16 protein-coding genes are annotated in these 22,391 nt (G+C 59.2%); 1 reads left to right on the top strand and 15 read right to left on the bottom strand.

Features of this window, described 5'->3' with window-relative positions; genetic code table 11:
- Positions 1 to 247: 247 nt before the first annotated feature.
- The 8 genes from BLX89_RS01490 to BLX89_RS01455 form a co-directional block, all read right to left on the bottom strand.
- Positions 248 to 1,486 carry an OmpP1/FadL family transporter gene (locus BLX89_RS01490; RefSeq protein WP_075288880.1) on the bottom strand — a complete coding sequence of 413 codons (1,239 nt, stop codon included), beginning with the start codon at positions 1,484 to 1,486 and terminating at the stop codon, positions 248 to 250.
- Between the two features lie 404 nt (positions 1,487 to 1,890).
- Positions 1,891 to 4,731, bottom strand: coding sequence for a valine--tRNA ligase (locus BLX89_RS01485; RefSeq protein WP_075288879.1), 2,841 nt, complete (start codon positions 4,729 to 4,731; stop codon positions 1,891 to 1,893).
- A gap of 172 nt (positions 4,732 to 4,903) precedes the next feature.
- The gene (locus BLX89_RS01480; protein WP_075288878.1) at positions 4,904 to 5,674 is read right to left on the bottom strand and encodes a PopZ family protein; all 771 of its coding nucleotides are present in this window, start codon (positions 5,672 to 5,674) and stop codon (positions 4,904 to 4,906) included.
- A gap of 178 nt (positions 5,675 to 5,852) precedes the next feature.
- Positions 5,853 to 7,283 (bottom strand): TolC family outer membrane protein, encoded by a 1,431-nt coding sequence (locus tag BLX89_RS01475; RefSeq protein ID WP_075288877.1) that lies wholly within the window; start codon positions 7,281 to 7,283, stop codon positions 5,853 to 5,855.
- Between the two features lie 189 nt (positions 7,284 to 7,472).
- Complete coding sequence (locus BLX89_RS01470) at positions 7,473 to 8,141, bottom strand: protein-L-isoaspartate O-methyltransferase family protein (RefSeq protein ID WP_075288876.1); 669 nt, start codon at positions 8,139 to 8,141, stop codon at positions 7,473 to 7,475.
- Between the two features lie 251 nt (positions 8,142 to 8,392).
- The gene (gene exbD, locus BLX89_RS01465; protein WP_075288875.1) at positions 8,393 to 8,818 is read right to left on the bottom strand and encodes a TonB system transport protein ExbD; all 426 of its coding nucleotides are present in this window, start codon (positions 8,816 to 8,818) and stop codon (positions 8,393 to 8,395) included.
- Positions 8,819 to 8,822: 4 nt separating this feature from the next.
- On the bottom strand, positions 8,823 to 9,845 hold the full coding sequence (gene exbB / locus BLX89_RS01460; RefSeq protein ID WP_075288874.1) for a tonB-system energizer ExbB: 1,023 nt from the start codon (positions 9,843 to 9,845) through the stop codon (positions 8,823 to 8,825).
- Between the two features lie 216 nt (positions 9,846 to 10,061).
- The gene (locus tag BLX89_RS01455; protein WP_143523468.1) at positions 10,062 to 12,317 is read right to left on the bottom strand and encodes a ComEC/Rec2 family competence protein; all 2,256 of its coding nucleotides are present in this window, start codon (positions 12,315 to 12,317) and stop codon (positions 10,062 to 10,064) included.
- 515 nt (positions 12,318 to 12,832) lie between these two features.
- Here BLX89_RS01455 and gltA point away from each other — a divergent pair.
- Positions 12,833 to 14,122, top strand: coding sequence for a citrate synthase (gene gltA / locus BLX89_RS01450; protein ID WP_075288872.1), 1,290 nt, complete (start codon positions 12,833 to 12,835; stop codon positions 14,120 to 14,122).
- 30 nt (positions 14,123 to 14,152) lie between these two features.
- Here gltA and lpxB read toward each other — a convergent pair whose 3' ends face one another.
- From lpxB to rseP, 7 genes are all read right to left on the bottom strand, one after another.
- Positions 14,153 to 15,340, bottom strand: a complete 1,188-nt coding sequence (gene lpxB / locus BLX89_RS01445) for a lipid-A-disaccharide synthase (RefSeq protein WP_075288871.1) — start codon at positions 15,338 to 15,340, stop codon at positions 14,153 to 14,155.
- Positions 15,340 to 16,218, bottom strand: coding sequence for an LpxI family protein (locus tag BLX89_RS01440; RefSeq protein WP_075288870.1), 879 nt, complete (start codon positions 16,216 to 16,218; stop codon positions 15,340 to 15,342). Before BLX89_RS01440 ends, lpxB begins: the two co-directional genes overlap by 1 nt.
- 5 nt (positions 16,219 to 16,223) lie before the next feature.
- Complete coding sequence (gene lpxA, locus BLX89_RS01435) at positions 16,224 to 17,036, bottom strand: acyl-ACP--UDP-N-acetylglucosamine O-acyltransferase (RefSeq protein ID WP_075288869.1); 813 nt, start codon at positions 17,034 to 17,036, stop codon at positions 16,224 to 16,226.
- A gap of 4 nt (positions 17,037 to 17,040) precedes the next feature.
- Positions 17,041 to 17,508, bottom strand: coding sequence for a 3-hydroxyacyl-ACP dehydratase FabZ (fabZ, locus tag BLX89_RS01430; protein ID WP_075288868.1), 468 nt, complete (start codon positions 17,506 to 17,508; stop codon positions 17,041 to 17,043).
- The gene (gene lpxD, locus BLX89_RS01425; RefSeq protein ID WP_075288867.1) at positions 17,501 to 18,562 is read right to left on the bottom strand and encodes a UDP-3-O-(3-hydroxymyristoyl)glucosamine N-acyltransferase; all 1,062 of its coding nucleotides are present in this window, start codon (positions 18,560 to 18,562) and stop codon (positions 17,501 to 17,503) included. Before lpxD ends, fabZ begins: the two co-directional genes overlap by 8 nt.
- Before the next feature lie 47 nt (positions 18,563 to 18,609).
- On the bottom strand, positions 18,610 to 20,991 hold the full coding sequence (gene bamA / locus BLX89_RS01420; RefSeq protein WP_075288866.1) for an outer membrane protein assembly factor BamA: 2,382 nt from the start codon (positions 20,989 to 20,991) through the stop codon (positions 18,610 to 18,612).
- Positions 20,992 to 21,239: 248 nt separating this feature from the next.
- Complete coding sequence (gene rseP, locus BLX89_RS01415; RefSeq protein WP_075288865.1) at positions 21,240 to 22,373, bottom strand: RIP metalloprotease RseP; 1,134 nt, start codon at positions 22,371 to 22,373, stop codon at positions 21,240 to 21,242.
- Positions 22,374 to 22,391: the final 18 nt, after the last annotated feature.

The raw sequence follows: 22,391 nt of genomic DNA, 5'->3' as shown, positions 1-22,391 counted from the left end.
CTTCACCTCAAACGCCGTACGTCGAAAACCTATCGCACGTTTGTCAGACATGATCGGTGCTCCCAGTTTGTGGCGGGAAATGGACAAAATCGACCGCCCTGACCTAGTGTAGGACTATAGAAAAAATGTGTTGCTGAATCGTCACAACGAACATCACCGCCCGCCCCGATTTTTCTGCGAAAATACAAGAAAAAAGCCCAAACGAAAAAAGCCCGGATCGAGATCCGGGCTTCAAGACTTTTGGATTTTAGAACTTGACCTTCAGAGAGGTGGAAATCGCGCTGACGATGTCGGTATCGAAGTCGTAGGTGACTTCCGCTGAACTTCCATCCATAGGGGCCGAGTTTCCGCTGGTCAGGATACCGACGGCACCAGCAAGGCGAAGCTCGACATTTTCCGTCGGGGCGTAGGAAACGCCTGTACCAACCGTCCAGGTATCCGTCTGGCTGCCGTAACCATGGCTCGTGCCGCGATCCCATGTTAGGCTGAGCGCACCGCTCCACTGATCATTGAACTTGTGGCCAACACCACCGGTAACGGTCCAACCGTCGCGGTAGAGGAGGTCAAGACTGGTGGGCAAGCGGCCCGGAGCCGGAGATGTCGGATTGACCTCAACGATCTGCAACTGGCTCCAATCGGTCCATTTGACCGATCCGAAAGCAAGCCAACCAGGAGCGATGCCGGTCTGGAACTTGAGCTCCAGGGAGTCGGGCATCGACGCGAAGCTCGAAACGTCATACTTCGTGCCAGGTACGAAGCCGCCAAGGCCGTTCGGCAGGAGCACACCAGACAGATCGATGCTACCCTTGAGATTATCGAGATCGACCGCACTGTTGTAGACAAGGCTTGCACGCAATGCGTATTCCGGGACCTCGTAGGCTACACCCGTGCGCCAACCCCAGCCGCTACCATCGAGATCGAGCCGGCCGACACCATCGAAACCGGGTGCGAACACCGGCGTAACGAGACGCTCCTTAAAGCCGCCAACTTCCTGATAGAAGCCACCGCCAATCACACGAAACTGGCCCTTGCCCACATCCCACTTGTAGGAGCAGGTCGCCGCATAATTGTCGCTCTCGATCTTAGTTTCGATGTTGTCGTTCGCGCCCATCCAGTTCGCGCCGGGATTGGTGTGAGCACCCCATGGCTGAGAATAATCCGCCATACAGTCAATGCTGTCGCCGAAACCGGCCTTTACGCCAATGCGCGGCACCCAGTAGCCTTCGGAATCTTCGACACCATTTGTAGCGCCGCCGCCTATGCCGTTTGAACCAACGCCATTTGCGGGGTTGATATCAACGACATTGTTCAGTTCGCGCTGCGGATTGACGTAGGTCGCCGCTGCTTCCGCCGCGTAGGTGGACGGATCGAACAGGAGATCGATATTGTAGCCGCCACGCTCAAGGCCGCCTGCCTGAGCCGTGCCTGCGACCATGGCGAGCGTGAAGGCCGTCATCACCGCCGTCTTGGTCGTATTTTTGTTCATATGTTCCTCCCCATGAACGTCTAGGCCCGCACTGGCAGACCCTTGACGCTGACGTTACCGGGAGTATTCGCGACTTAGCAAATCGCGAAATATGGCCAGTCGCGTGGAAATGTCACGAAAAATTGACGTAAGAATTCTTTTGCAGCGCCCAATTCGGACATTTTAGGAACATAATTCCTACAACAAAGCCACATTTCGGAAATGTTGGAATATAATTCCATAATATACAAAATGTGTCACATCGACACAACAACGCTGCTTTTTGCCATCTCGCTGTTTTCCCGCGCGTTTCCGGGGTTGAAATGCCGGTCGATCGCCCCCAACGGCGCGGCGCGGATGGAATCATTCCCAATAGAAATGGAGTGGCCGACAGGCCGCTCCGTTTCATATTCTTTTGCTGATGCTCAGCCGGCTTCGCTTACGCGCGAAAGTGCGACGGAAAGCGACGCACGCTGAAGATCAAGTTCGGCAAGACGTTCGCGCTCGGCTTCGACCACATCCGGACGCGCATTGGCGACGAACTTCTCGTTGGAAAGCTTTCCGAGAATACGCTCGCGCTCCTGGTTGACCTTGGAAATTGCCTTTTCAAGACGAGCCGTCTCTGCCGAAAGATCGATCAGCGCCCCGAGGGGCAGGCAGACGGTGGCCTCGCCCAAAACGATCTGCGCGCTTCCCTTCGGTGCCTCGCTTGCAAGCGAGATATCGTCAACACGGGCGAGACGGCGGATGGCGCCGGCGTGCCGTTCGAGACGTTCGCGCGTCAGATTGCTGGCTTCGACGACGACGAGGGGACCGACCGAGGCCGGCGGCACGTTCATCTCGGAGCGAACCGAGCGGATGCCGGAAACGAGATCGATCAGCCAGTTGATTTCAGCCGCCGCAGTGTCGTCGGCATAGGACGCCGCAGGCCATTCCGCGTGGCAAAGCAACGTCGCGCGCTCCTTGCCCTCGCCCGCCGTCTGCGCCCAGAGTTCTTCCGTCATGAACGGCATGAACGGATGCAGAAGCTTGTAAGCCTCATCCAGAACGTAGGCGACGCAGGCCTGGGATTCGGCCTTTGCGGCCGCATCGTCCCCACTGAAGATCGGCTTCAGGAGTTCCAGATACCAGTCGCAGAACTGGTTCCAGATGAAGCGGTAGAGGCTGCCGGCCGCCTCGTTGAAGCGGTAGGCTTCGATCGCCTCGGTGACATCGCGGATGGTGCGCGACAGCTCCGTCAGAATCCAGCGGTTGATGGTGACCGAGCACGTCTCCGGAACGAACTTCGGATCGTTGGCAACGCCGTTCATTTCGGCGAAACGCGTCGCGTTCCAGAGCTTGGTGCCGAAATTGCGGTAGCCGGCGATGCGGGCCGGATCGAGCTTCACGTCACGCCCCTGCGCGGCCATGATAGCCAGCGTGAAACGCAGCGCATCGGCACCGTATTCGTCGATCAGTTCCAGCGGGTCGATGACGTTGCCTTTCGATTTCGACATCTTCTGGCCGTTCTTGTCGCGAACCAGCGCGTGGACATAGACCGTGTGGAACGGCTCGACGGGCGTGCCATCACTGTCCTTCATGAAGTGCAGGCCCATCATCATCATGCGGGCGACCCAGAAGAAGATGATGTCGAAGCCGGTGACGAGAACGTCGGTCTGGTAATACTTCTCCAGTTCCGGCGTCTGGTCGGGCCAGCCGAGTGTGGAGAACGGCCAGAGCGCCGACGAGAACCAGGTATCGAGAACGTCTTCGTCGCGCGTCAGGATTTCACCCGGCTTGAAGTTTTCAAGCAGGTCCTCGACGTAAGCCTTCATCGGGCCTTCGTGGCTGAGATAGTGCTGGATGGCGGCGTGCAGCGCCTCTTCCTCGGTCTTCTCGACGAAGACCTGGCCATCCGGGCCATACCAGGCTGGAATCTGGTGTCCCCACCAGAGCTGGCGGGAAACGCACCAGGGCTGGATGTTCTCCATCCACTCGAAATAGGTTTTTTCCCAGTTCTTCGGAACGAAGTTAGTGCGACCTTCGCGCACGGACGCGATCGCAGGCTTGGCGAGCGTTGCGGCATCGACATACCACTGTTCCGTCAAGCGCGGTTCGATCGGCACGCCGCCACGGTCGCCATGGGGAACCATGTGCTTGTGCGGCTCGATCTTGTCGAGCAGGCCAAGCTCCTCGAACATCTCGACGATCGCCTTACGCGCGGCAAAACGATCCATGCCGTCGAGCTTCGAGATGATCGGCTCGAGTTCAGGGCTTTCCGGAAGCTCGTGCAGGAAATCCTCGTTGCCGGCGAGCGTGACATGGGCATCGATGGTCAGGATGTTGATCTGGCGCAGATTGTGGCGCTTGCCAACATCGAAGTCGTTGAAATCGTGAGCCGGCGTCATCTTGACGGCGCCGGTGCCGGCGGTCGGATCGGCATAGTCGTCGCCGACGATCGGAATGCGGCGGCCGATCAGCGGCAGAACGACATGCTTGCCGATGATTGCCTTGTAGCGCTCGTCTTCCGGGTTAACCGCAACACCGGTGTCGCCCAGCATCGTTTCCGGGCGTGTGGTCGCAACGACCAGATAGTCGCGCGCTTCCCAGGCGGTCGGCTTGCCCTCTTCGTCAAACGCAATCGGGTGCTGGTAGGTGACCCCATCTTCCAGCGGATAGCGCAGATGCCAAAGATTGCCGTTGACCTCGTGCTGCTCGACCTCAAGATCGGAAATCGCCGTCAGGAGCTTCGGATCCCAGTTGACCAGCCGCTTGTCCTTGTAGATCAGGCCTTCCTTGTAGAGCGAGACGAAGACTTCAAGAACCGCCTTAGACAGGCCTTCGTCCATCGTGAAGCGCTCGCGCGACCAGTCGCAGGACGCGCCAAGGCGCTTCAACTGATTGAAGATCAGACCGCCGGATTCGGCCTTCCACTCCCAAACCTTGTCGATGAAGGCTTCGCGGCCCATTTCGCGGCGATGCTGCTGGCGTTCCATCAGCTTGCGCTCGACGACCATCTGGGTCGCAATGCCGGCATGGTCCATGCCAGGCTGCCAGAGAACGTCCTTGCCGCGCATGCGCTCGAAGCGGACCATGACGTCCTGCAGCGTGTTGTTCAGCGCGTGGCCCATATGCAGCGAGCCGGTCACGTTCGGCGGCGGGATGACGATGCAGAAGCTGTCGGCGCCCGGCTTGGATCCCGCGCCTGCGCGGAACGCATCCTGATCGTCCCATTTCTTGGCGATGGTCGGTTCGATGGCGGCGGAATCGTAGGTTTTCTCAAGCATTCTGGGACCAAACTTGCTGGTTGTTATCGTCGTTTGTGTAAATCGGAAGGCTGCGGGGAAGTCAACATAAGAGCGGCCGGAAGGCCATGCCTGCCTTATATGGTGCATACAGACAAAAAAATCAGGCGGGGCAGCCTCCTGCCCCGCCTGATTTGATCCGTTTAAAGCGCTCTCAGCCGCGGCGGGGACCGCGTGCCACTCGCTCGATCTCTTCGCGCACAAGACGCTCCACAAGCGTCGGAAGATTGTCGTCCAGCCACTCCTGCAGCATCGGGCGCAGCATATCTTCGGCGATCTCGTCGAACGACCGGCGCGGGCCGGCATCGAGAGCCTGCGCAAGATCGTCGAAGGAACGCGCGACCTGCGCTCCGACTTCCGGGGAAACGATTGCAGTGGTTTCCTGCTCGACCGCCGCCGGTACAGCCGAAACACTCGCGGTCTCTACCCGAAGGGCAGTGACGGAAGCGGTCTCCTGAACAGTTTCGACAAAGTTGCTTGGCGCGGATGGAGCCGCTGCCGGGCGAAGCGGACTGGCTGCTTCACCTTCGCTCGAGCGCAGCGCAAGCGTGTTGCGCTCGGAGGCTGCACGCACACGCGCGGCGACGTCCGCGAGCGACTGGGGTGGCGTAGCCTGATCGATCCCTGCAGGTGCTTCTTTCGGCGCCACATCCACAGCACCCCGCAGCAAAGGCTGCGGCTCAGCCATAAGACGTTGCTCCTCAGCCTCAAATTCCGCGGCCAGATCCTCGTCATCGATCGTCAGATGGATATCATCGATATGGACGTCCTCTTCCACAGGAGAAGAGCTGCGGGAAGACGGAGCCGTGCCGATATCATTGGCCGGAAAGCCCGGAAGCCCCGGCTCGTTGCTCTCGATGATCTTGCGGATCGAGGCCAGGATTTCGTCCATCGACGGTTCACGCGCTACATTTGGCTGTGCCATATTCTTCCCCGTTTTCTGCGTCGCCAGTATCGGCACATCGCAGCAAGATCATCGCCGGGAACTCTATCGCGAGTTCGGTTTCAGGCGAACGGCTGCGAATCATCTAACAGGAATCATGCACAGATTTGTTGCCGGCGTCACCTTCGGCCCCATCGCTGGAATTAGCGATGCGCCTGCTTTACTTGCCGTCCACCGTTCGAAGACCGAACCACTTGTCCTTGACGGCCTCGTAGTGTTCCTCCGACCGGTATTCGGCGACCTGCAATCCCTGGCTCTTGACCGTCAAACGGCCCATGGCCGCCAGAAGACCATAACTCGCGACGACCGCATTGCGTTGGGCCGTGACGAGGCTTTCCTGGGCAACCAGCACATTCTGCTGCGCGTCAAGCACATCGAGCGTGGTGCGCTGACCGACCTTCAACTCATCAATGACGCCGGCGAGCGCGCGGCGGGACGCTGAAATCTGCTCCTTCGTCGCCGCGATGGTTGCGACGGCCGCTTCGAGCTGCGCATAGGCGGTAACGATGGTCTGCTGCACTTCGGCCCGTGCGGAATCGACCAGGATCTGCTGCTGGCCCAGTCGCTCCTTGGCCTGGCGTATCTGCCCGTATTCGGCACCGCCCTGATAGATCGGAATCTGCAGGCGGGCGACGATCGAGCCGGTACTGCTCTCAAGATCCGAGGTAAAGCCGGTCGGGTTATCGCCGGTATTGCGAGAAACCGAACCTTGCACGACCACACCCGGCAGCATGGTGCCTTCGGCCGATTTGACACGGTAACCGGCCGCATCGACGCTGTATTGCGCGGCTGCAATTGTCGGATGGTCTCGCAAACCAGCCGCTACGGCTTGATCGACGTTCTTCAGGATTCCCTTGCTGGCCGGTCCGGCCTGCTTGATGCCGCGGGGTGCGTCGCCGACGATCTGGACGTAGGCGGCTTCGCTCTGCTTGAGCTGTGATACCGCCGTAACCAGAAGAGCCTGCGCCTGCGCCAGTTCGGCCTCGGCCTGGCTGACATCGGTGCGCGTACCTTCACCCAGGTCGGAGCGCGACGTCGCCGCCCTCACCTGCTCTTTCAGAAAGGCGAGGTTCTGCTTGCGAATGTTCACGATGTCCTGGTCGCGGGCAATGTTGGCGTAGGACTGGGCTGCGGCAAGCAGGATCGAAATCTCGTTGGCCTTCAGCGTTTCGCGACTTGAGAAAACAACAGCTTCGGCGGCGCGAACATTGTTCAGCGTCTGGAAGCCATCAAATATCTGCTGGGTAATGGTAATGCTGGCGGTGCCGGTGTGATAATCGATCGGAGGGGCAAACTGCCGGTCAAACCGGGTTTGAACACCGGTCAAGGACGCCTCGATCTGCGGACGATAGCCGGCCTTGGCAATGGGCACGCCTTCGTCGGTTGCACGAAGCGCCGCGCGCGCCGCGTTAAGATCCGGGTTGTTGACGTACGCTTTTTCCATCGCGCCGGCGATGGTTTCGGCCCAGGCCGGAACAGGAGACGACAAGAGGACGATGCCGAGCGCAGCCGCGTGGACCGCATGACGCAATTCCGACACTCTCGATACTCCGATAGCAGGCGGCCTCCCGGCCGCAACCTCTCCCCGCATGCAGGCTTCATGACTGCATGCCGTACTGCTCTTTGTACCGGGATTTGGGTTGCGACAACCACGTAAAAGGTGTGCGCTGGCTTGCACCACGCGAAACGCGAAATTCAGTTGCGCTTTGGCAACATAACGCAACATGCCCGGCTGCAAGCGCGGCCGGGCATCAGGGAAAAAAGGTGAAATGTGGTAAAATCAGAAAACGAATTCGCGAGCGAGGCGGAAGCCTGGAAGCGGGCGAACAGACGTGTTGAAAGCAAGCCGCTCGGAGGTGTTGCTATTCTCATGGATGTAGAGACGCGCCTGCGAGGCATTGCCGAAACCGACCACGCCGACGAGCCGGCCACCATTGCGCAACTGCGCGAAGATTGCTTCCGGAATGACTTCCACGGCGCCATTGATGAAGATCACGTCATAAGGCGCATCGGCAGCATGACCCTTTTCGAGATCGCCGTTTACAACGGTCACATTCCGACAGCCCTGCGCTTCGAGCGCTGCCGAAGCCTGGGCCGCCAGCGACTTGTCGCTTTCAAGCGCTACGACCTTGCCGGCCAGCTGTGACAAAATCGCCGAAACGTAACCGGTGCCGCAACCGATTTCCAGCACGCTGTCTTCCTTGGTGATCGCCGCAAGCTGAAGCAGCTTTGCCAGTGGCGATGGCTCCATGAGATAACGTCCGGTGGGGCTTCCATCCTCGGTTTCGAGCGCGACATCAGTATCGATATAGGCCAATTCGCGGAACTTGGCCGGAACAAATGCCTCACGCGGCACGGACAGAAATGCGGAAAGCACCGTATGGGAGGTAACGTCGGTCGTCCGGATCTGGTTGTCGACCATCTTTCTGCGTGCTGCTTGGAAGTCCATGTGCCTGCCCTCGTGAGCCGGATCGCTCCGGCGATGCGCGCGTGCGCGTCTGAAATCATGCCCGCCGCAATCGCACGGGTCTCTTCGCTAAGCTCATAAATCCGTGACCGAGCTGTTTCAAGCTATGGAATGCAGTTCGGCCAAAAAAGCAAGCCGGCAAAGCTGACGATTTTGACGCGGTGCACATAAAGGCAAGGCCCGCACGGATCACCGTGCGGGCCTCGAACAGAACCGGGAGCAGGATCGAGCGATCAACCGGCGGGCGCGGCCTCCAGGCCGACAAGCGAAATCTTGGCATAGCCCGCCCGCTGGATCATGTTCATCACATTCATCAGCTCGCCATAATCGACCGCCTTGTCTGCACGAAGCAGAATGCGTGTTTCCTTGTTGCCCTCGGTGATCTGCTGCAAGGTCGCAACAAAGCTGTCGCGGGACGTCTCATCGTTGCCGAGCGCCAGCGTCAGATCGGCCTTCAGCGTGACGAAGACCGGCTTGTCATCCCGCTTTACCGGCTGGGCCGCCGATTGCGGCAGGTCGACCTTCATGTCCACGGTCGCCAGAGGCGCTGCCACCATGAAGATGATCAGCAGCACGAGCATGACGTCGATGAACGGCGTTACGTTGATTTCGCTGTTTTCCTCGAGATCGTTGCCGCTTTCGCCAAGTTTGGTCGCCATGGTCTTATCCGATCCGCGCGATCGTCGATTCCGCGCCGTGGCCCTCGACCTTGCGGGACAGCTTGCGGGCATGACGGAAGTCGAGTTCACGGCTCACCAGACGCTCCACAGCCGCGGCAGCGTCCGCGAGCATCAGCCGATAACCGCTGATCGAGCGGGAGAAATAATTGTAGATCACGACCGCAGGGATAGCGGCGACCAGACCGATTGCGGTTGCCAGCAGCGCTTCGGCAATACCGGGAGCGACGATCGCAAGATTGGTCGTCTGCGACTGGCTGATGCCGATGAACGAGTTCATGATGCCCCATACGGTGCCGAACAGACCGACGAACGGCGAAATCGAACCGATCGTTGCAAGAACGCCCGTTCCTCCGGCGATCTTCTTGCCGGCGCGCGCCTCGATACGGCCGAGCTGGGAGGCGACACGCTCCTTGATCCCCTGCTGCGGCACGATATCGATGACCGCCTCGGACTTACTCAGCTCATCGGCTGCCGCTGCAACCATCAAGGCTGCCGGGCCGCCCTTGACGGCATCGCGATCGAGATCGCGAAGAACGACGGCATCCGTCAGCGTGCGGATTGCCCTTTTTGCACGATGCTTGGCTCCGGCCAATTCCAGCACCTTGACGATAAGGATCGCCCACGTTGCCACGGATGCCAAAGCCAGCGCTACCATCACGCCCTTGACGACGATGTCTGCCGCCATGAACATGCCCATAGGCGACAGATCGTGCGGGAGAACCGGGTTCTGCGCGGCGGACGCTTCGTCCCCGGCACCGGACATTTCCGTGGCCGCGGAGCTTGTGGGCGCCGCATTCGTTTCGACCGTGCTGCCCGCTGCCGGCTGGCCTTCAACGGCTTGTGAAAGGGTGGGATCAGCCTGCTGTGCCGTCGCAGGTGCCGGCTGTTCGACGGTCGTCGTTTCCGGCGCCGGCGCAGTTTCCTGAGCCTGAAGCGTCTGGGCCGTAAAGAACATGAAGACGGATGCTGCCAGCATCGCCCCTATCGGCTTTACCCGGTTCGGCATGATCAATCCTATCCGTATCAAATTAGCATCCGAGACTGCTGTGCTGCGTCCTGGAACTGGCCTAAAAATGTTGCGTCCCGGAAACGCACGGCTGCTGCGTTTCCGATCGTCGGCGGCTTCATACGCCCAGTATGGAGGAATGACAAGGATTTGTGGAGTGCTTTAATCAAGAATGTTTTGCATTTGCGAAGTCGCCCGGAAACCAGGCCGGCACCTTCAGTTCTTCGCAAATTCGCCGGTGCGCCAGTCATAGAGCCTATGAACCGCCCAGGGGCGTTCGAGCTCCTCCGGCGTCAGAGCCGATACGATCCGGACAGGCTCGCCTGACGCTTTCGGCGCCAGATAGAACTCCAGTGTACCGGTTTGCCGCAGCGTTCGCGCGGTGACCAGCCGCGCTCCCGAGCGGCAGGAATCGAGCCGTATCGCGTTCATTACAATAACAATATCCGCGATGTCGCAGGCGGTACCGGTGAGCCGGGCATCTTCCACGACGACGATCCGCCAGCTCTTGATCGATTGGGCGGCACACCATTGTGTGGCGACACAAGCGAAACGACCGGGCCGCTCGGCGGAAAGCAGCCTTTCTCCGACCTTCTTCGCCGCGGGTCCATCAAACGGAGGCACTTCGCCGAGCGCGGTAGCGGCACCCAAATGGTTCCCGGGTTCTCGCGCCGGAAGCGGGATCGAAAGCGCCGGATGCATGACCGGCTTTTGGGGATCGGACAGCTGCAGCGCGCGGCGCCATTGCGAGAAAATAAACTCGGGCGGTCGTTCGCGATTGAGCGCAACGTCGCTTCCGTCGATCAGCGCCACCAGACGCCCGTCTTCCGCGATCACCATATCCGGGCTCGGCGAAGCGGAGACCAGAATGACAGAGACACCCACAAACACCATGGCGGCGCCCAAAATCGCCAGCTTTGTTCTGAGAAGGCACAGAACCACACCGCCGATCGCAACCAGCACAAAGCCTGTCTGGGATGTGCGCCCCGTCGTCACCTCACCATCCCACGAGGATACCATCGCCGCGATGCCAATCATCCAGTCGATGCCCTGCCCCATGACCAGCAAGGGCAACCGCTCCAGCCCAAAGGGCATGGCGAGCATTGCGAGCAGGCCAAAGGGCATGACCAGGATGCTGATGATCGGCATGGCAAGCATATTGCCAAGGAGCCCGTAGCTGGCGATCCGATGAAAATGGCCAACGGAATAGATCATGGTGGAGAGACCACCGATGAGCGAACTGAGCAGCAGACCTGCGAGAAACACGATGATCACGCGAAACACGATAACCGGCACGGCTGAAGTCTTCATCGCTTCATGGGGTCGATCCCGCCAGAAGCGGTATCCGGCGATGAGGGCCAATGTGGCCGCATAGGACATCTGGAAGCCGGGACTTGTTATGGCGGAAGGCGTGATGGCGAGAATGACAAGCGCCGAAAGGGCAACATTGCGCAGGCTGATGGCAGGCCTGTCGAAAAACACAGCGACCAGCATAAGGCTGATCATAAGCCAGGAGCGGACGGCCGAGACTGCACCACCGGAAATCAGGATGTAAAAGCAGACCATCATCAGCGCGCCAGCGGCGGCCACCTTCTTGATCGGGAATCGATGGGCGACACCAGGCAGCATACTGAGTGCGAGACGCGCTCCGACGAGCAGTGTGCCCGCCGCCAACACCATATTGAGCCCGGAGATGGCCAGCACATGCGCAAGACCTGCGCCGCGGAGATCCTCCACGGTCTGACGGCCGATCGCCCTTTCCTCACCCGTGATCAGGGCAGCGGCAATGGCGCCAGTATCCCCAGGGAGATCGGACCTGATACGCTCGCCTATCGTCGCCCGCAGCCGGCTCAACCCTTCGAGAAGGGAATTCAAGACCGGGAGTGAACCCTCCGCAGGCGGGCCTCCGACCGGCTTTCCATAAAAATAACCGACTGCTCCGACGCCATTGAAGTAGCTGTCGAAGCCGAAATCGTTCAGCCCCGCGAGCGCTGGTCCGGACGGCGGGGAAATGCGGGCCTTGCCTGTTATTTCATGACCAATCGCGACGGGCGTGCCGCGGTGGCGCGATAACAATGTCACACGCTCCGGCGGACGGCGCAGTTCCGGGGCTGCGGTGCCCGAGACGTCCACGACGTAACGCCAATAGCCTTTGTCCGTGACTTCGCGTCCGACGACCGTCCCGCTTATGGTGGTCGTGACCGAGGTATCGAGAACCACGGTATTCATTCGTGCGGTCTGATAAGCAGCGAGCAACATGCCGAAAAGCACGAGAAAAGCGTGAAAGCTGGCATGCCTCCAGACCGTATTGGAATGACGCAACCATGCCGCCGCCATGCCAAAAATGCACAGCAGCACTGCAAGATTAAGCGGCGGGCCAGGATTCACACCTGAGAACCACACCAGACAACCAAAACCAAGGCTGAGCGGAACAAATAGAAATCCGTTCCCGAAAGCGCCCTCGATCGTCACTGCCCTAAGCAAGGCACCCCTTCCGGAGCTCGTCCACGACAGCAGTGGATTGATACGCCCAAACGGAGCATGTGCTCCGGACAAAGCTGAGACCCTGTAATTTTTAAGGGATTCAAGTGTTTGCGGGAGGGATGGTAGCGACCCCGTTACCAAAGATACCGGCGCAGGTTCCGTCGTCGTTTCCTGGCCTCGATCGTTCCCCGTCACCATGCCTCACCCCGACCTGATGACGGACATCGTGCAACCAAAAACAAGGCAATGCAACCAATGGGAAAACTGCCTAAAAAGTCAGCAGAACTGACCTTTTTTGTTATCGCCCTTTTCAGAGGCTGTGCCTAGAGCATTGGACACGTTGAAAAAACATGCAATTATCGCGACGCCGCATGCTGAATTTTGCAGCGCACAATTTGCCTTTGGTTCAACTTGGCAGCTGTGATTAAATCAGATAGCACATGGTCGGCGTTAATATATGCGGCATATTTATGTGCCAGTTTGCGGCAAACGGAGGACACCCTATGACGGAAAATAGCGCAGTCGTAACAGTCGATGGCAAGTCGGTTGATTTGCCGGTGCGATCGGGGTCTATCGGTCCTGACGTGGTCGATATCGGCTCCCTCTACAAGCAAACCGGCCGGTTCACCTACGACCCAGGCTTCACATCGACCGCATCCTGCGAATCCAAGATCACCTACATCGATGGCGACGAGGGTGTGCTCCTGCACCGCGGCTATCCGATCGAGCAACTGGCCGAGCATGGCGACTTCCTCGAAGTCTGCTATCTGCTTCTCTACGGCGAACTTCCGACCAAGGCACAGAAGATCGACTTCGACTATCGCGTCACCCATCACACGATGGTCCACGAGCAGATGTCGCGCTTCTTCACCGGCTTCCGCCGCGACGCACACCCGATGGCCGTGATGTGCGGCTGCGTCGGCGCGCTGTCGGCCTTCTATCACGACTCGACCGACATCACCGATCCGCACCAGCGCATGGTCGCCTCGCTGCGCATGATCGCCAAGATGCCGACGCTCGCCGCCATGGCCTACAAGTACCATATCGGCCAGCCCTTCGTTTACCCGAAGAACGATCTCGACTACGCGTCGAACTTCCTGCGCATGTGCTTTGCCGTTCCGTGCGAAGACTATGTCGTAAACCCGGTTCTGGCCCGCGCCATGGACCGCATCTTCATCCTGCATGCCGACCACGAGCAGAACGCCTCGACCTCGACTGTTCGCCTTGCCGGCTCGTCGGGTGCGAACCCGTTCGCCTGCATCGCAGCCGGCATTGCCTGCCTCTGGGGTCCGGCTCACGGCGGCGCCAACGAAGCGGCTCTCAACATGCTCGCCGAAATCGGCTCGGTAGACCGCATTCCGGAATATGTCGCCAAGGCCAAGGACAAGAACGATCCGTTCCGCCTGATGGGCTTCGGCCACCGCGTCTACAAGAACTACGACCCTCGCGCCAAGATCATGCAGAAAACGACGCATGAGGTTCTGGCGGAACTTGGCCACAAGGACGATCCGTTGCTCGAAGTGGCAATGGAACTGGAGCGCATCGCGCTCACCGACAGCTACTTCATCGAAAAGAAGCTCTATCCGAACATCGACTTCTATTCGGGCATCACGCTGAAGGCGCTGGGCTTCCCCACGACCATGTTCACCGTTCTCTTCGCACTCGCCCGCACCGTCGGCTGGATCGCTCAGTGGAACGAGATGATCGAAGACCCGGAACAGCGCATCGGTCGTCCGCGCCAGCTTTATATCGGCGAGCCTTCGCGCGACTACGTGCCGGTCTCCAAGCGTTAAGCGCAGAACGATAGAATAAACGAAGCCCGGTCAGAAATGGCCGGGCTTGTTTTTTTGATCGATAACGGAAAGCAACGTCTCGGCTGCCATTTCTCCGGGCGGCCTTTCCGTCTGCATGCGGTCCCAGACGGTCGCATAGCCTTGCATCATAGCAGCGCGTTCGGCGGTGGGTGAAACAAGCCGTTCGATCCAGCGGGAAAGCGCACCCGCCCGGATCGCTTCGTTCAGATATTCCGGAACGATTACGTAGTCTGCGATCAGGTTGGGCAAGGCCGCCGTCCAGATACGGATACGCTTGTGCATGAGGCGGACGATCCAGTCTGCACGGTATGCCGAAACGACGGGAATACCGCAAAGCCCAAGCTCAAGAATGACAGTGCCGGACGCCGCAAGTGCCGCATCCGCTTGTGCAAAGGCCTTCCATTTTTCCGCAGGCCCGACACTCACCTCCGGCTTCACCGGAAGCTCCGCCACGAGCCGCCGCACCAAGGCTTCCTGGCGGGGTACGGTCGGCAAAAGGAATCGCATTCCGGGGTTGCGGTCCTGAAGAACCTGCATCGTTTCGCCGAAAGCCGGCAGCAGGCGTGTAATCTCGCTGGCGCGCGAGCCCGGCAAGAGCAAGCATGTCTTCCCGCCAATCGAAAGCCCGTGTTCTTCTTTCGCACGCTGCGCGGCACGAACGCTCAGCACGTCCCGGCTACTTGCCAATCTATGACCAACGTAAGTCGTTGGCGGCCCCTGAAGCCTGGTCATAACGTCGGGCTCGAAAGGCAGCACCGCAAGCACATGATCGACATAGGCGCGCATGGCTGGCGCGCGCTCTTCCTTCCATGCCCACACACTTGGGCAGACATAGTTGATAACAGGCAGACCCGGCAGCGCCTTGCGCACGCGACGAGCGACGCGATGGGTGAAATCAGGGCTATCGATGATCAGAAGCGCATCCGGCTTGGCCGCAATAATCGCATCCGCCGTCTCACCAATGCGCCGCATAAGGCGGGGCAACCGGGCCAAAACCTGGGCGATGCCCATGATCGACAGTTCCGAGTAATCGAACAGGGATCGCAGGCCTTCTGCCTCAAGTCCCTCGCCGCCGACACCCACGAGCTCGACCGGACCCTTCACCATCGGCTTCAATGCCTGAACGAGATCCGCTCCGAGAAGATCGCCGGAAACTTCGCCGGCAATGACGGCAAGCTTCAAACCGCGATCTCTCATCATGGCTCTCCCGGGTGGGTGCGATCGATACCTGTCACGAAAATGCCATGCGCCTTGGCCGCCGAAAGCAGCGCGTCGCGCTCCAGCACCAGGGCACGACCGGCTTCCACGGCGACGCCTGCAAGTCCTGCTTCGTAAGCACCAAGCACGGTGGAAGGGCCGACCGACGGAAGATCCGCGCGCTGATCCTGCTGCGGTTTGCAGAGCTTGACGAGCACCCCTTTGCGGCGGCTCGATATTCGCCCATCGGCGCGCAATTGCCCCACACGTCGCAGCATGGCGTCGGTACCCTCCGGCCCCTCCAGCGCCACGACACGGCCCCCGACGGCCACAGCCCCCTGCCCGACATCCAGACGCCCCAACGCAACGGCCGCCTCGACAGCAATTTCGATATCCCGGCGATCTTCCGAATTCGGGGTCAAGGAACCAAGCGGTCCGATATCGGCCAACAGCTCTGGCACGATTTCCTGCACGCCAATGACCCGGGCGCCGCTTGCCTCGATCAATTCGATCGCCATTTTCAAGACGGCATCGTCGCCGCCCGAAAGCAGCGTGCTGAGAACGCTCGGAACCTTGGCAAGGGTCTTGAAGGTCGGCTTGAGATCCCGCCATTCCGGACGGCGGCGAACGCCACCTGAGAGAACGACCCGATCGATACCCTGCGCGCGGAAGGTCGCGGTGATATCCCGGAAATTGCCGATTCCAAGCGAGCAGTGATCAAAACCGGTCCAGTCTTGATCGGCTTCGTTGGAAAGTGCGATGATATAGGGGTCTTCACCGTGCAGACGCGCCGCATCGGCAACGTGATGCGGCAGCATGCCGCCGCCGGCGATGATGGCCAGCCTACCCGTTTTTTGCGGCTGGCCCAGAATCGTCATGATGCTCAGCCTTTTTTACCCCGGCTTGGCGAAGACAAGGCCCGATCACTTTCGGCCGCAATAAAGTCCAGAATTTCAAGCGCCGGCTTGCAGTCGATATATTCCTCGCGAATAGCCGCCGCATTGATGCGGATCGCGTTGGCACCTTCGAAAATCTGCTTGTATGCGCGGCGAACCGTGTGGATCGTCGGCTTGTCGAAGCCTGCACGGGTCATACCGACGACGTTAAGGCCGCTCAGGACCCCCGGGTTGCCGTTCAGCATGCCGTAGGGAATGACATCGTAGCTGACTGCCGAAAGCCCACCGATGAAGGCCTGACGGCCGATACGGGTGAACTGATGAACAGCGGAACCGCCGCCCAGAATGGCACGATCCTCAACCGTCACATGCCCCGCAAGCATCACGTTGTTGGAGAGGATAATGTTGTTGCCGAGGCGGCAATCATGCGCAACGTGCGCGTAGGCAAGGAACAGGTTGTTGTTGCCGACAACCGTTGCGCCGCCATGCTCGACCGTGCCGGTGTTCATCGTCACGCCCTCACGGATCGTGCAGTTCTCGCCGATCGTCAACGTCGTATCGACAGCGCTGTGATGCACGCTCTGCGAATCGCCACCGATGACGGCGGACGGGAATATCCTGGTTCCCTTGCCGACGGTGGTTCGTCCCAACATGGTGACGTGGGATATCAGTTCGACGTTATCGCCGAGAGTAACCTTCGGGCCGATATAGCAAAACGGGCCGATTTTGACGTTTTCGCCAATCACTGCGCCGTCATCGATGACCGATGACGGGTGGATTTTTGCGCTGGCTGCGATCATGGCTTTAAGCATTTTCCTTGCTGACAATCATCGCGCCGATATCAGCTTCTGCAGCAAGTTGCCCGTCAACTTTTGCTTCACAATGAAATTTCCAGATATTGCCGCGCTGCTTCTGCTTGACGACATGGAACTCCACGCGATCGCCCGGCACGACCGGTTTGCGGAAGCGGGCATTGTCGATGGTCATGAAATAGACGATGTTCGAGCCCGTGCCGGTCTTGCGCGCGCAGATGGCGCCTGCCGTCTGGGCCATGCCCTCGATCAGCAGCACGCCCGGCATGATCGGCTCTTCCGGGAAATGGCCGGTGAAGTGCGGTTCGTTCGCAGTCACGTTCTTGATGCCGATCGCAGAATTGTCGCTGTCGATCTCGATGATTCGATCAACGAGCAGGAACGGATAGCGATGCGGCAGCAGCTTCATGATTTCCTTGATATCCGCCGTACCGAGAACGGTGCCTGCTGCTTCACTCATCTTTGCCTCCGGTCGTCTTCTGTCTCTTGTGGCTACGTGCCGTCATTTCCGCGATATCGCGCAGGAAATCGCGCATCGGGCGTGCGGGTATACCGCCGTAGCGCTCGCCCGCTGGTACATCGGCGGCAACACCGCTCATCGCAGCGATCTGGACGCCGCTGCCGATCGTGATATGGCCATTTATTGCGCTCGCGCCGCCGATCAAGACGCCATCACCAATCCTGGTGCTGCCGGCGATACCGACCTGGCTGGCGATACCGCAATGGCGGCCGATACGGACGTTGTGAGCGATCTGGATCTGGTTATCGAGCTTCGTACCCTCGCCGATCACGGTATCGTCCATGGCACCGCGGTCTATCGTCGTACCGGCGCCCACCTCGACATTGTCCTGGATGATGACCCGGCCGATCTGCACGATCTTGATCATGCCGCGCGGCCCCGGCGCAAAGCCGAAACCGTCCTGACCGATGCGCGCGCCGGGATGGATAATGACATTATTGCCGATAAGCGCACACAGCACGCTCGCGCCGGCGGCCACCGTGCAATCGCGCCCGATGCGCACACCCGCGCCAATAACAGCGCCTGCCCCGATGCGCGTGCCCTCGCCAATCTCTACGTCCGCGCCGATAACGGCGAATGGTTCGACCTCCACGCCTGGCTCAAGCCGAGCGGAGGGGTCGATAGCGGATTGAGGGGAAATTCCCGTCGCACTCAAAGCTGATGATGGTCGCAGAGCTGAAGGATGGAGAAGGTTTCCGGCCAACGCAAAAGCTGCATGCGGACTTGCGGTCAGGAGAACCGGAATATGTTCGGGAACGAGCGTTGCGATCGACTGGTCGCAAATGATCGCCGTGGCCTGACACGTTTGAAGTTCGTCGCGGTGCTTGCGCGACAGCATGTAACAGATGTCGCCTTCCTTGGCCCGGTAGACGGGCGAAACGGACCGGGCGAGCCGATCCGCAGCACTGGCGTTCTGAAGCGTCGCGCCGACGGCATCCGCAAGATCGCTCAGACGGATGCCGCCATGTGGCGGGAAAAACCAGTTATGTTCCATGGCCAAACTCCAGAACAGATATGGCAGACAGTTCTGGACTGCCGGTATCAGAAGGACGACGAGATGCCGAACTTGATGTTCTGAACGCGGTCGAAGTCTTCCTTGGCAACCGGAATGGCGTAATCGACACGCAGCGGGCCGAACGGCGAAGCCCAAAGCAGGCCTACACCGACCGATGCACGGATAGACATATCCGTCCCGACGATATCGTCGTCGGCGCGAGTGTCTACATCGTTGCCATACAGCGTACCGGCATCAGCAAAGATCGCACCACGGAACCCGGAGTCACGCGGAATACCCGGAAGCGGGAACGTCGCTTCAGCAGAGGCTGTAAAGTACGTCGTACCCCCGATGGCGTCGTCGTACTTATCGCTGCGCGGACCGATACCGTTGCGTTCAAAGCCACGCAGTTCGTTCGGTCCGATCTGGAACTGATCAAACACTTCGAGGTCGCCCGAGGTCTTGAACACATGACCTGCGGTACCCGACAGCGAGCCGATGATATCGGCATCGTCGTTGAGCGTGTAATACCACTTACCCTTCGCCGTCAGCTTGTAGTAATCAGACGTGCCGCCAAGGCCGGCATATTCCTGTGTGATCGACGCGATAATACCTTCATGAGGCACCTGCGCATCGTCAAGCGTGTTGTACGTCAGGCTCTGTGAGATCGAAGAGCGGGTCCAATCGTCTCCCCTTACGGCATCGACGAATGGAGATGCGATGTCGTCAGACCCCACACCAGCACCGCCAGACGAAAGAGGGTCATCGCCATAGTATTCGGAGCCACTGTAATTCAGGCGCGTATAATTGTAGCGGACCGTCGTGGACAACGCCTCGGTGATCGGAGCGGTCACACGAAGGCTGAAGCCCTGATCTTCGTAGCTGTAATCATCGTCGTCGTAGTCGTTTTCGTTCCGGAAGATATCGAAACCGGCAGCCAGACGATAACCAAGGAAATATGGTTCGGTGAACGCGAAATTGTAGGTACGGCTATCCGTGCCGCGACCGGCAGCCAGACGAATATACTGACCGCGACCCAGGAAGTTCTTTTCCTCGATAGAGGCTTCAAGCAGCAGCCCGCCACCGCTGCCAGCGGCGTAACCAGCACCGATACCAAACGAACCGGTGGACTGATCCTGAACATCAACGACGACGACGACGCGATCCGGAGCAGAGCCCTGCTGGGTCGAAATATTGACCGCCGAGAAGTAACCCAGAGCCTCCAGGCGACGCTTCGCAGACGCGATCATTTCCTGATTGAAGGCGTCGCCTTCGCTCATGTCGAATTCGCGACGAATGACGTAGTCGCGGGTGCGGGTGTTGCCGCGGATATCGATGCGCTCGACATATGCGCGTTCGCCCTGATCGACCAGGTAATCGACGGCGATCGTGCGGCTGCCGAAATCGCGGTTGCCGCGCGGCGTGACGCGCGCGAACGGGTAGCCCTGCGCAGCGACCCGCTTGGAGATCGCGGCCATGGAGTTCTGAACATCCTTGGCTCGATAGATCGAACCTTCAGAGCTCGACACCAGCCCCCTCAGTTCCGTGGCATCGACACCTTCGACCGTCGATTCGACGTTCACGGCGCCGAAATCGTAACGGTCACCCTCTTCCACCGTGATCGTCACGGTGTATTCGTTGCTCGTTTCGTCGAGCGTGGCATCAGAGGATACAACGCGGAAATCGGCGTAACCGCGATTGAAGTAGAACTGGCGCAGCAACTCTTCATCTGCACGAAGCTTGTCTTCGTTGTAGACGTCCTTGCGGCTCAGGAACGAGAACAGGCCGGATTCCTTGGTCGCGATAACAGCCTGCAGACGGCCGTCGCTGTAGGCATTGTTGCCGACAAAATTGATGGCACTGATTTTCGTCTTCTTGCCTTCATCGACGACAAAAGCAAGGTTTACACGACCCTCGGCGATGGGAACGACCTGCGTCGTCACCGTGACATCGCTGCGACCCGTCGCGGCATAGGCATCCTTGATGGACTGAATATCGCCCTCGACGGTCGCCTCGCTGTAGGGACCAAGCGCACGCGACCGCACGACGGCCTGCAGCTTGTCATCCTTGATCTTGCGGTTGCCGTTGAACACAACCTGATTGATCAACTGATTTTCTGCAACTGTTACGACGAGCGTGCCACCGGACACGTTGATGCTGACATCGGAAAAGTAGCCGGTCTGGTACAGGCGCTTAACGGAAGAATCGATATCGGCATTGCTGAAGCTCTTGCCCGGAACGATCGTGATGTTGGCGCGCACGGTTTCTGCGCTGACACGGGTTGCACCACGAACCTCGACACGGCTGATCGTTGCGGCTTCTGCGACAGTTGCACTTGCAAGCGTTACGACACCAGATCCCGTTGCCACCATGCTGGTCGACAGGGCAACGGCCGACACCGCGTTCAAAAACTTTGAACCAGCTTTCATAAACTTTACCTTCTTCCAAATGTCCCGCAGCGAACTCGCACCGACTCCGGCACGTTTGCCGTTTTAACCGCTTTTCCCATACAAGCAAGGTCGCTCGTTAATTTCTGTTTACTTCAATTCAAACCGTGGCCTAACGGCCACTACGGACTTGTATTATCGTAAACAATTCCTTTCGGCCAACGTCCTGAAAATCGGCAAAACCGGTCTTCTCCCGATCATTTTCAAGCCGAATTTCAAAGCGCGAAAACCTAGCCCAACAGCGAACTTATGTCGTTCCAGGTGGCGAAAACCATCAGCATCAAAATCATCGCAAACCCGATCCGGAATGCGACGTCCTGAGCAGCAGGGCCCACCGGCCTCCCCCGAACGGCCTCAACCGCATAGAACATCAGATGCCCGCCATCAAGTACGGGAACGGGCATAAGATTAAGAAGTCCAATGGAAACCGACAGGACCGCTGCGAGATGCAGCACGGCGACCACGCCGATAGTTGCCATCTGGCCGGATGCCTGGGCAACGCGGATCGGTCCACCCAGCTGATCGGCCTTCATTCGTCCCGTCACGAGATTCGAGAGGTACTTGAACGTGCCGGTAACAATGTTCCAGCTCTCGATCGCTCCCTGCCCTACAGCCTCCAGCGGGCCATAGGTCTGCAGACGGAAATTGCCTGTCTCCTGATTGGTCAGGATGCCGATGATACCGAGTTCCACCTTGTTGCCAAACTGGTCGGTGATCTCGGTACGGCGCGGAACCATGGGCACATCGAACGGGCTGCCGTTGCGCTCGATCGTGATGACAATCTTCGTTTCAGGCCGGATACTGACATAGCGTCGCACATCGTCGAATGTCTTGACCGGATTGCCGTCGATTGCCACGAGCAGGTCGCCCGGCTGGATACCGGCCGCGGCAGCAGCACTGTCCGGCTTCACCTCGGCAACCACCGGATCGGCAATCTGCTTTCCATAAATTGAAAAAAGTACGGCAAAGATGGCAATCGCCAGAATGAAATTCGCGATCGGGCCTGCCGCCACCGTTGCGGCGCGCTTCCAGAGCGCAGCCCCGGGGAACGTCCGATCCCGCTCTTCGGCCGGAAGGGCCTCAAGCTTCCCATAATCGGGCGTGCTTGCAGCATCCTCGTCGCCGTAAAACTTCACATAGCCGCCGAGGGGAATCGCGCAAATTTTCCAACGGGTCTGATGCTTGTCCGTATAACCGACCAGCTCCGGCCCGAAGCCCACGGAGAAGGCTAGAATGCGAATGCCCGACCAGCGACCGATGAGGTAGTGGCCCATCTCATGGACAAACACCAGAAGGGTCAACACCAGCAGAAACGGCAAGATGTAGCCGATCAGGAAGTTCATCGTATCGCCAAGGAAAGCCATATCGTACCTCAAACGTGA

It is taken from the genome of Pararhizobium arenae (assembly GCF_001931685.1).
In the GTDB taxonomy this organism is placed as follows: domain Bacteria; phylum Pseudomonadota; class Alphaproteobacteria; order Rhizobiales; family Rhizobiaceae; genus Pararhizobium; species Pararhizobium arenae.
This window is presented reverse-complemented; position numbering and strand designations above follow the sequence as displayed.

Excerpts from the sequence above, each read along its gene's own strand:
- bamA (WP_075288866.1), bottom strand. The coding sequence starts at position 20,991 with ATGAAAGCTGGTTCAAAGTTTTTGAACGCGGTGTCGGCCGTTGCCCTG.
- BLX89_RS01480 (WP_075288878.1), bottom strand. The coding sequence starts at position 5,674 with ATGGCACAGCCAAATGTAGCGCGTGAACCGTCGATGGACGAAATCCTG.
- fabZ (WP_075288868.1), bottom strand. The coding sequence starts at position 17,508 with ATGAGTGAAGCAGCAGGCACCGTTCTCGGTACGGCGGATATCAAGGAA.
- BLX89_RS01490 (WP_075288880.1), bottom strand. The coding sequence starts at position 1,486 with ATGAACAAAAATACGACCAAGACGGCGGTGATGACGGCCTTCACGCTC.
- BLX89_RS01470 (WP_075288876.1), bottom strand. The coding sequence starts at position 8,141 with ATGGACTTCCAAGCAGCACGCAGAAAGATGGTCGACAACCAGATCCGG.
- rseP (WP_075288865.1), bottom strand. The coding sequence starts at position 22,373 with ATGGCTTTCCTTGGCGATACGATGAACTTCCTGATCGGCTACATCTTG.
- BLX89_RS01485 (WP_075288879.1), bottom strand. The coding sequence starts at position 4,731 with ATGCTTGAGAAAACCTACGATTCCGCCGCCATCGAACCGACCATCGCC.
- exbD (WP_075288875.1), bottom strand. The coding sequence starts at position 8,818 with ATGGCGACCAAACTTGGCGAAAGCGGCAACGATCTCGAGGAAAACAGC.
- exbB (WP_075288874.1), bottom strand. The coding sequence starts at position 9,845 with ATGCCGAACCGGGTAAAGCCGATAGGGGCGATGCTGGCAGCATCCGTC.
- lpxB (WP_075288871.1), bottom strand. The coding sequence starts at position 15,340 with ATGAGAGATCGCGGTTTGAAGCTTGCCGTCATTGCCGGCGAAGTTTCC.
- BLX89_RS01440 (WP_075288870.1), bottom strand. The coding sequence starts at position 16,218 with ATGACGATTCTGGGCCAGCCGCAAAAAACGGGTAGGCTGGCCATCATC.
- lpxA (WP_075288869.1), bottom strand. The coding sequence starts at position 17,036 with ATGATCGCAGCCAGCGCAAAAATCCACCCGTCATCGGTCATCGATGAC.
- gltA (WP_075288872.1), top strand. The coding sequence starts at position 12,833 with ATGACGGAAAATAGCGCAGTCGTAACAGTCGATGGCAAGTCGGTTGAT.
- BLX89_RS01475 (WP_075288877.1), bottom strand. The coding sequence starts at position 7,283 with ATGCGGGGAGAGGTTGCGGCCGGGAGGCCGCCTGCTATCGGAGTATCG.
- lpxD (WP_075288867.1), bottom strand. The coding sequence starts at position 18,562 with ATGGAACATAACTGGTTTTTCCCGCCACATGGCGGCATCCGTCTGAGC.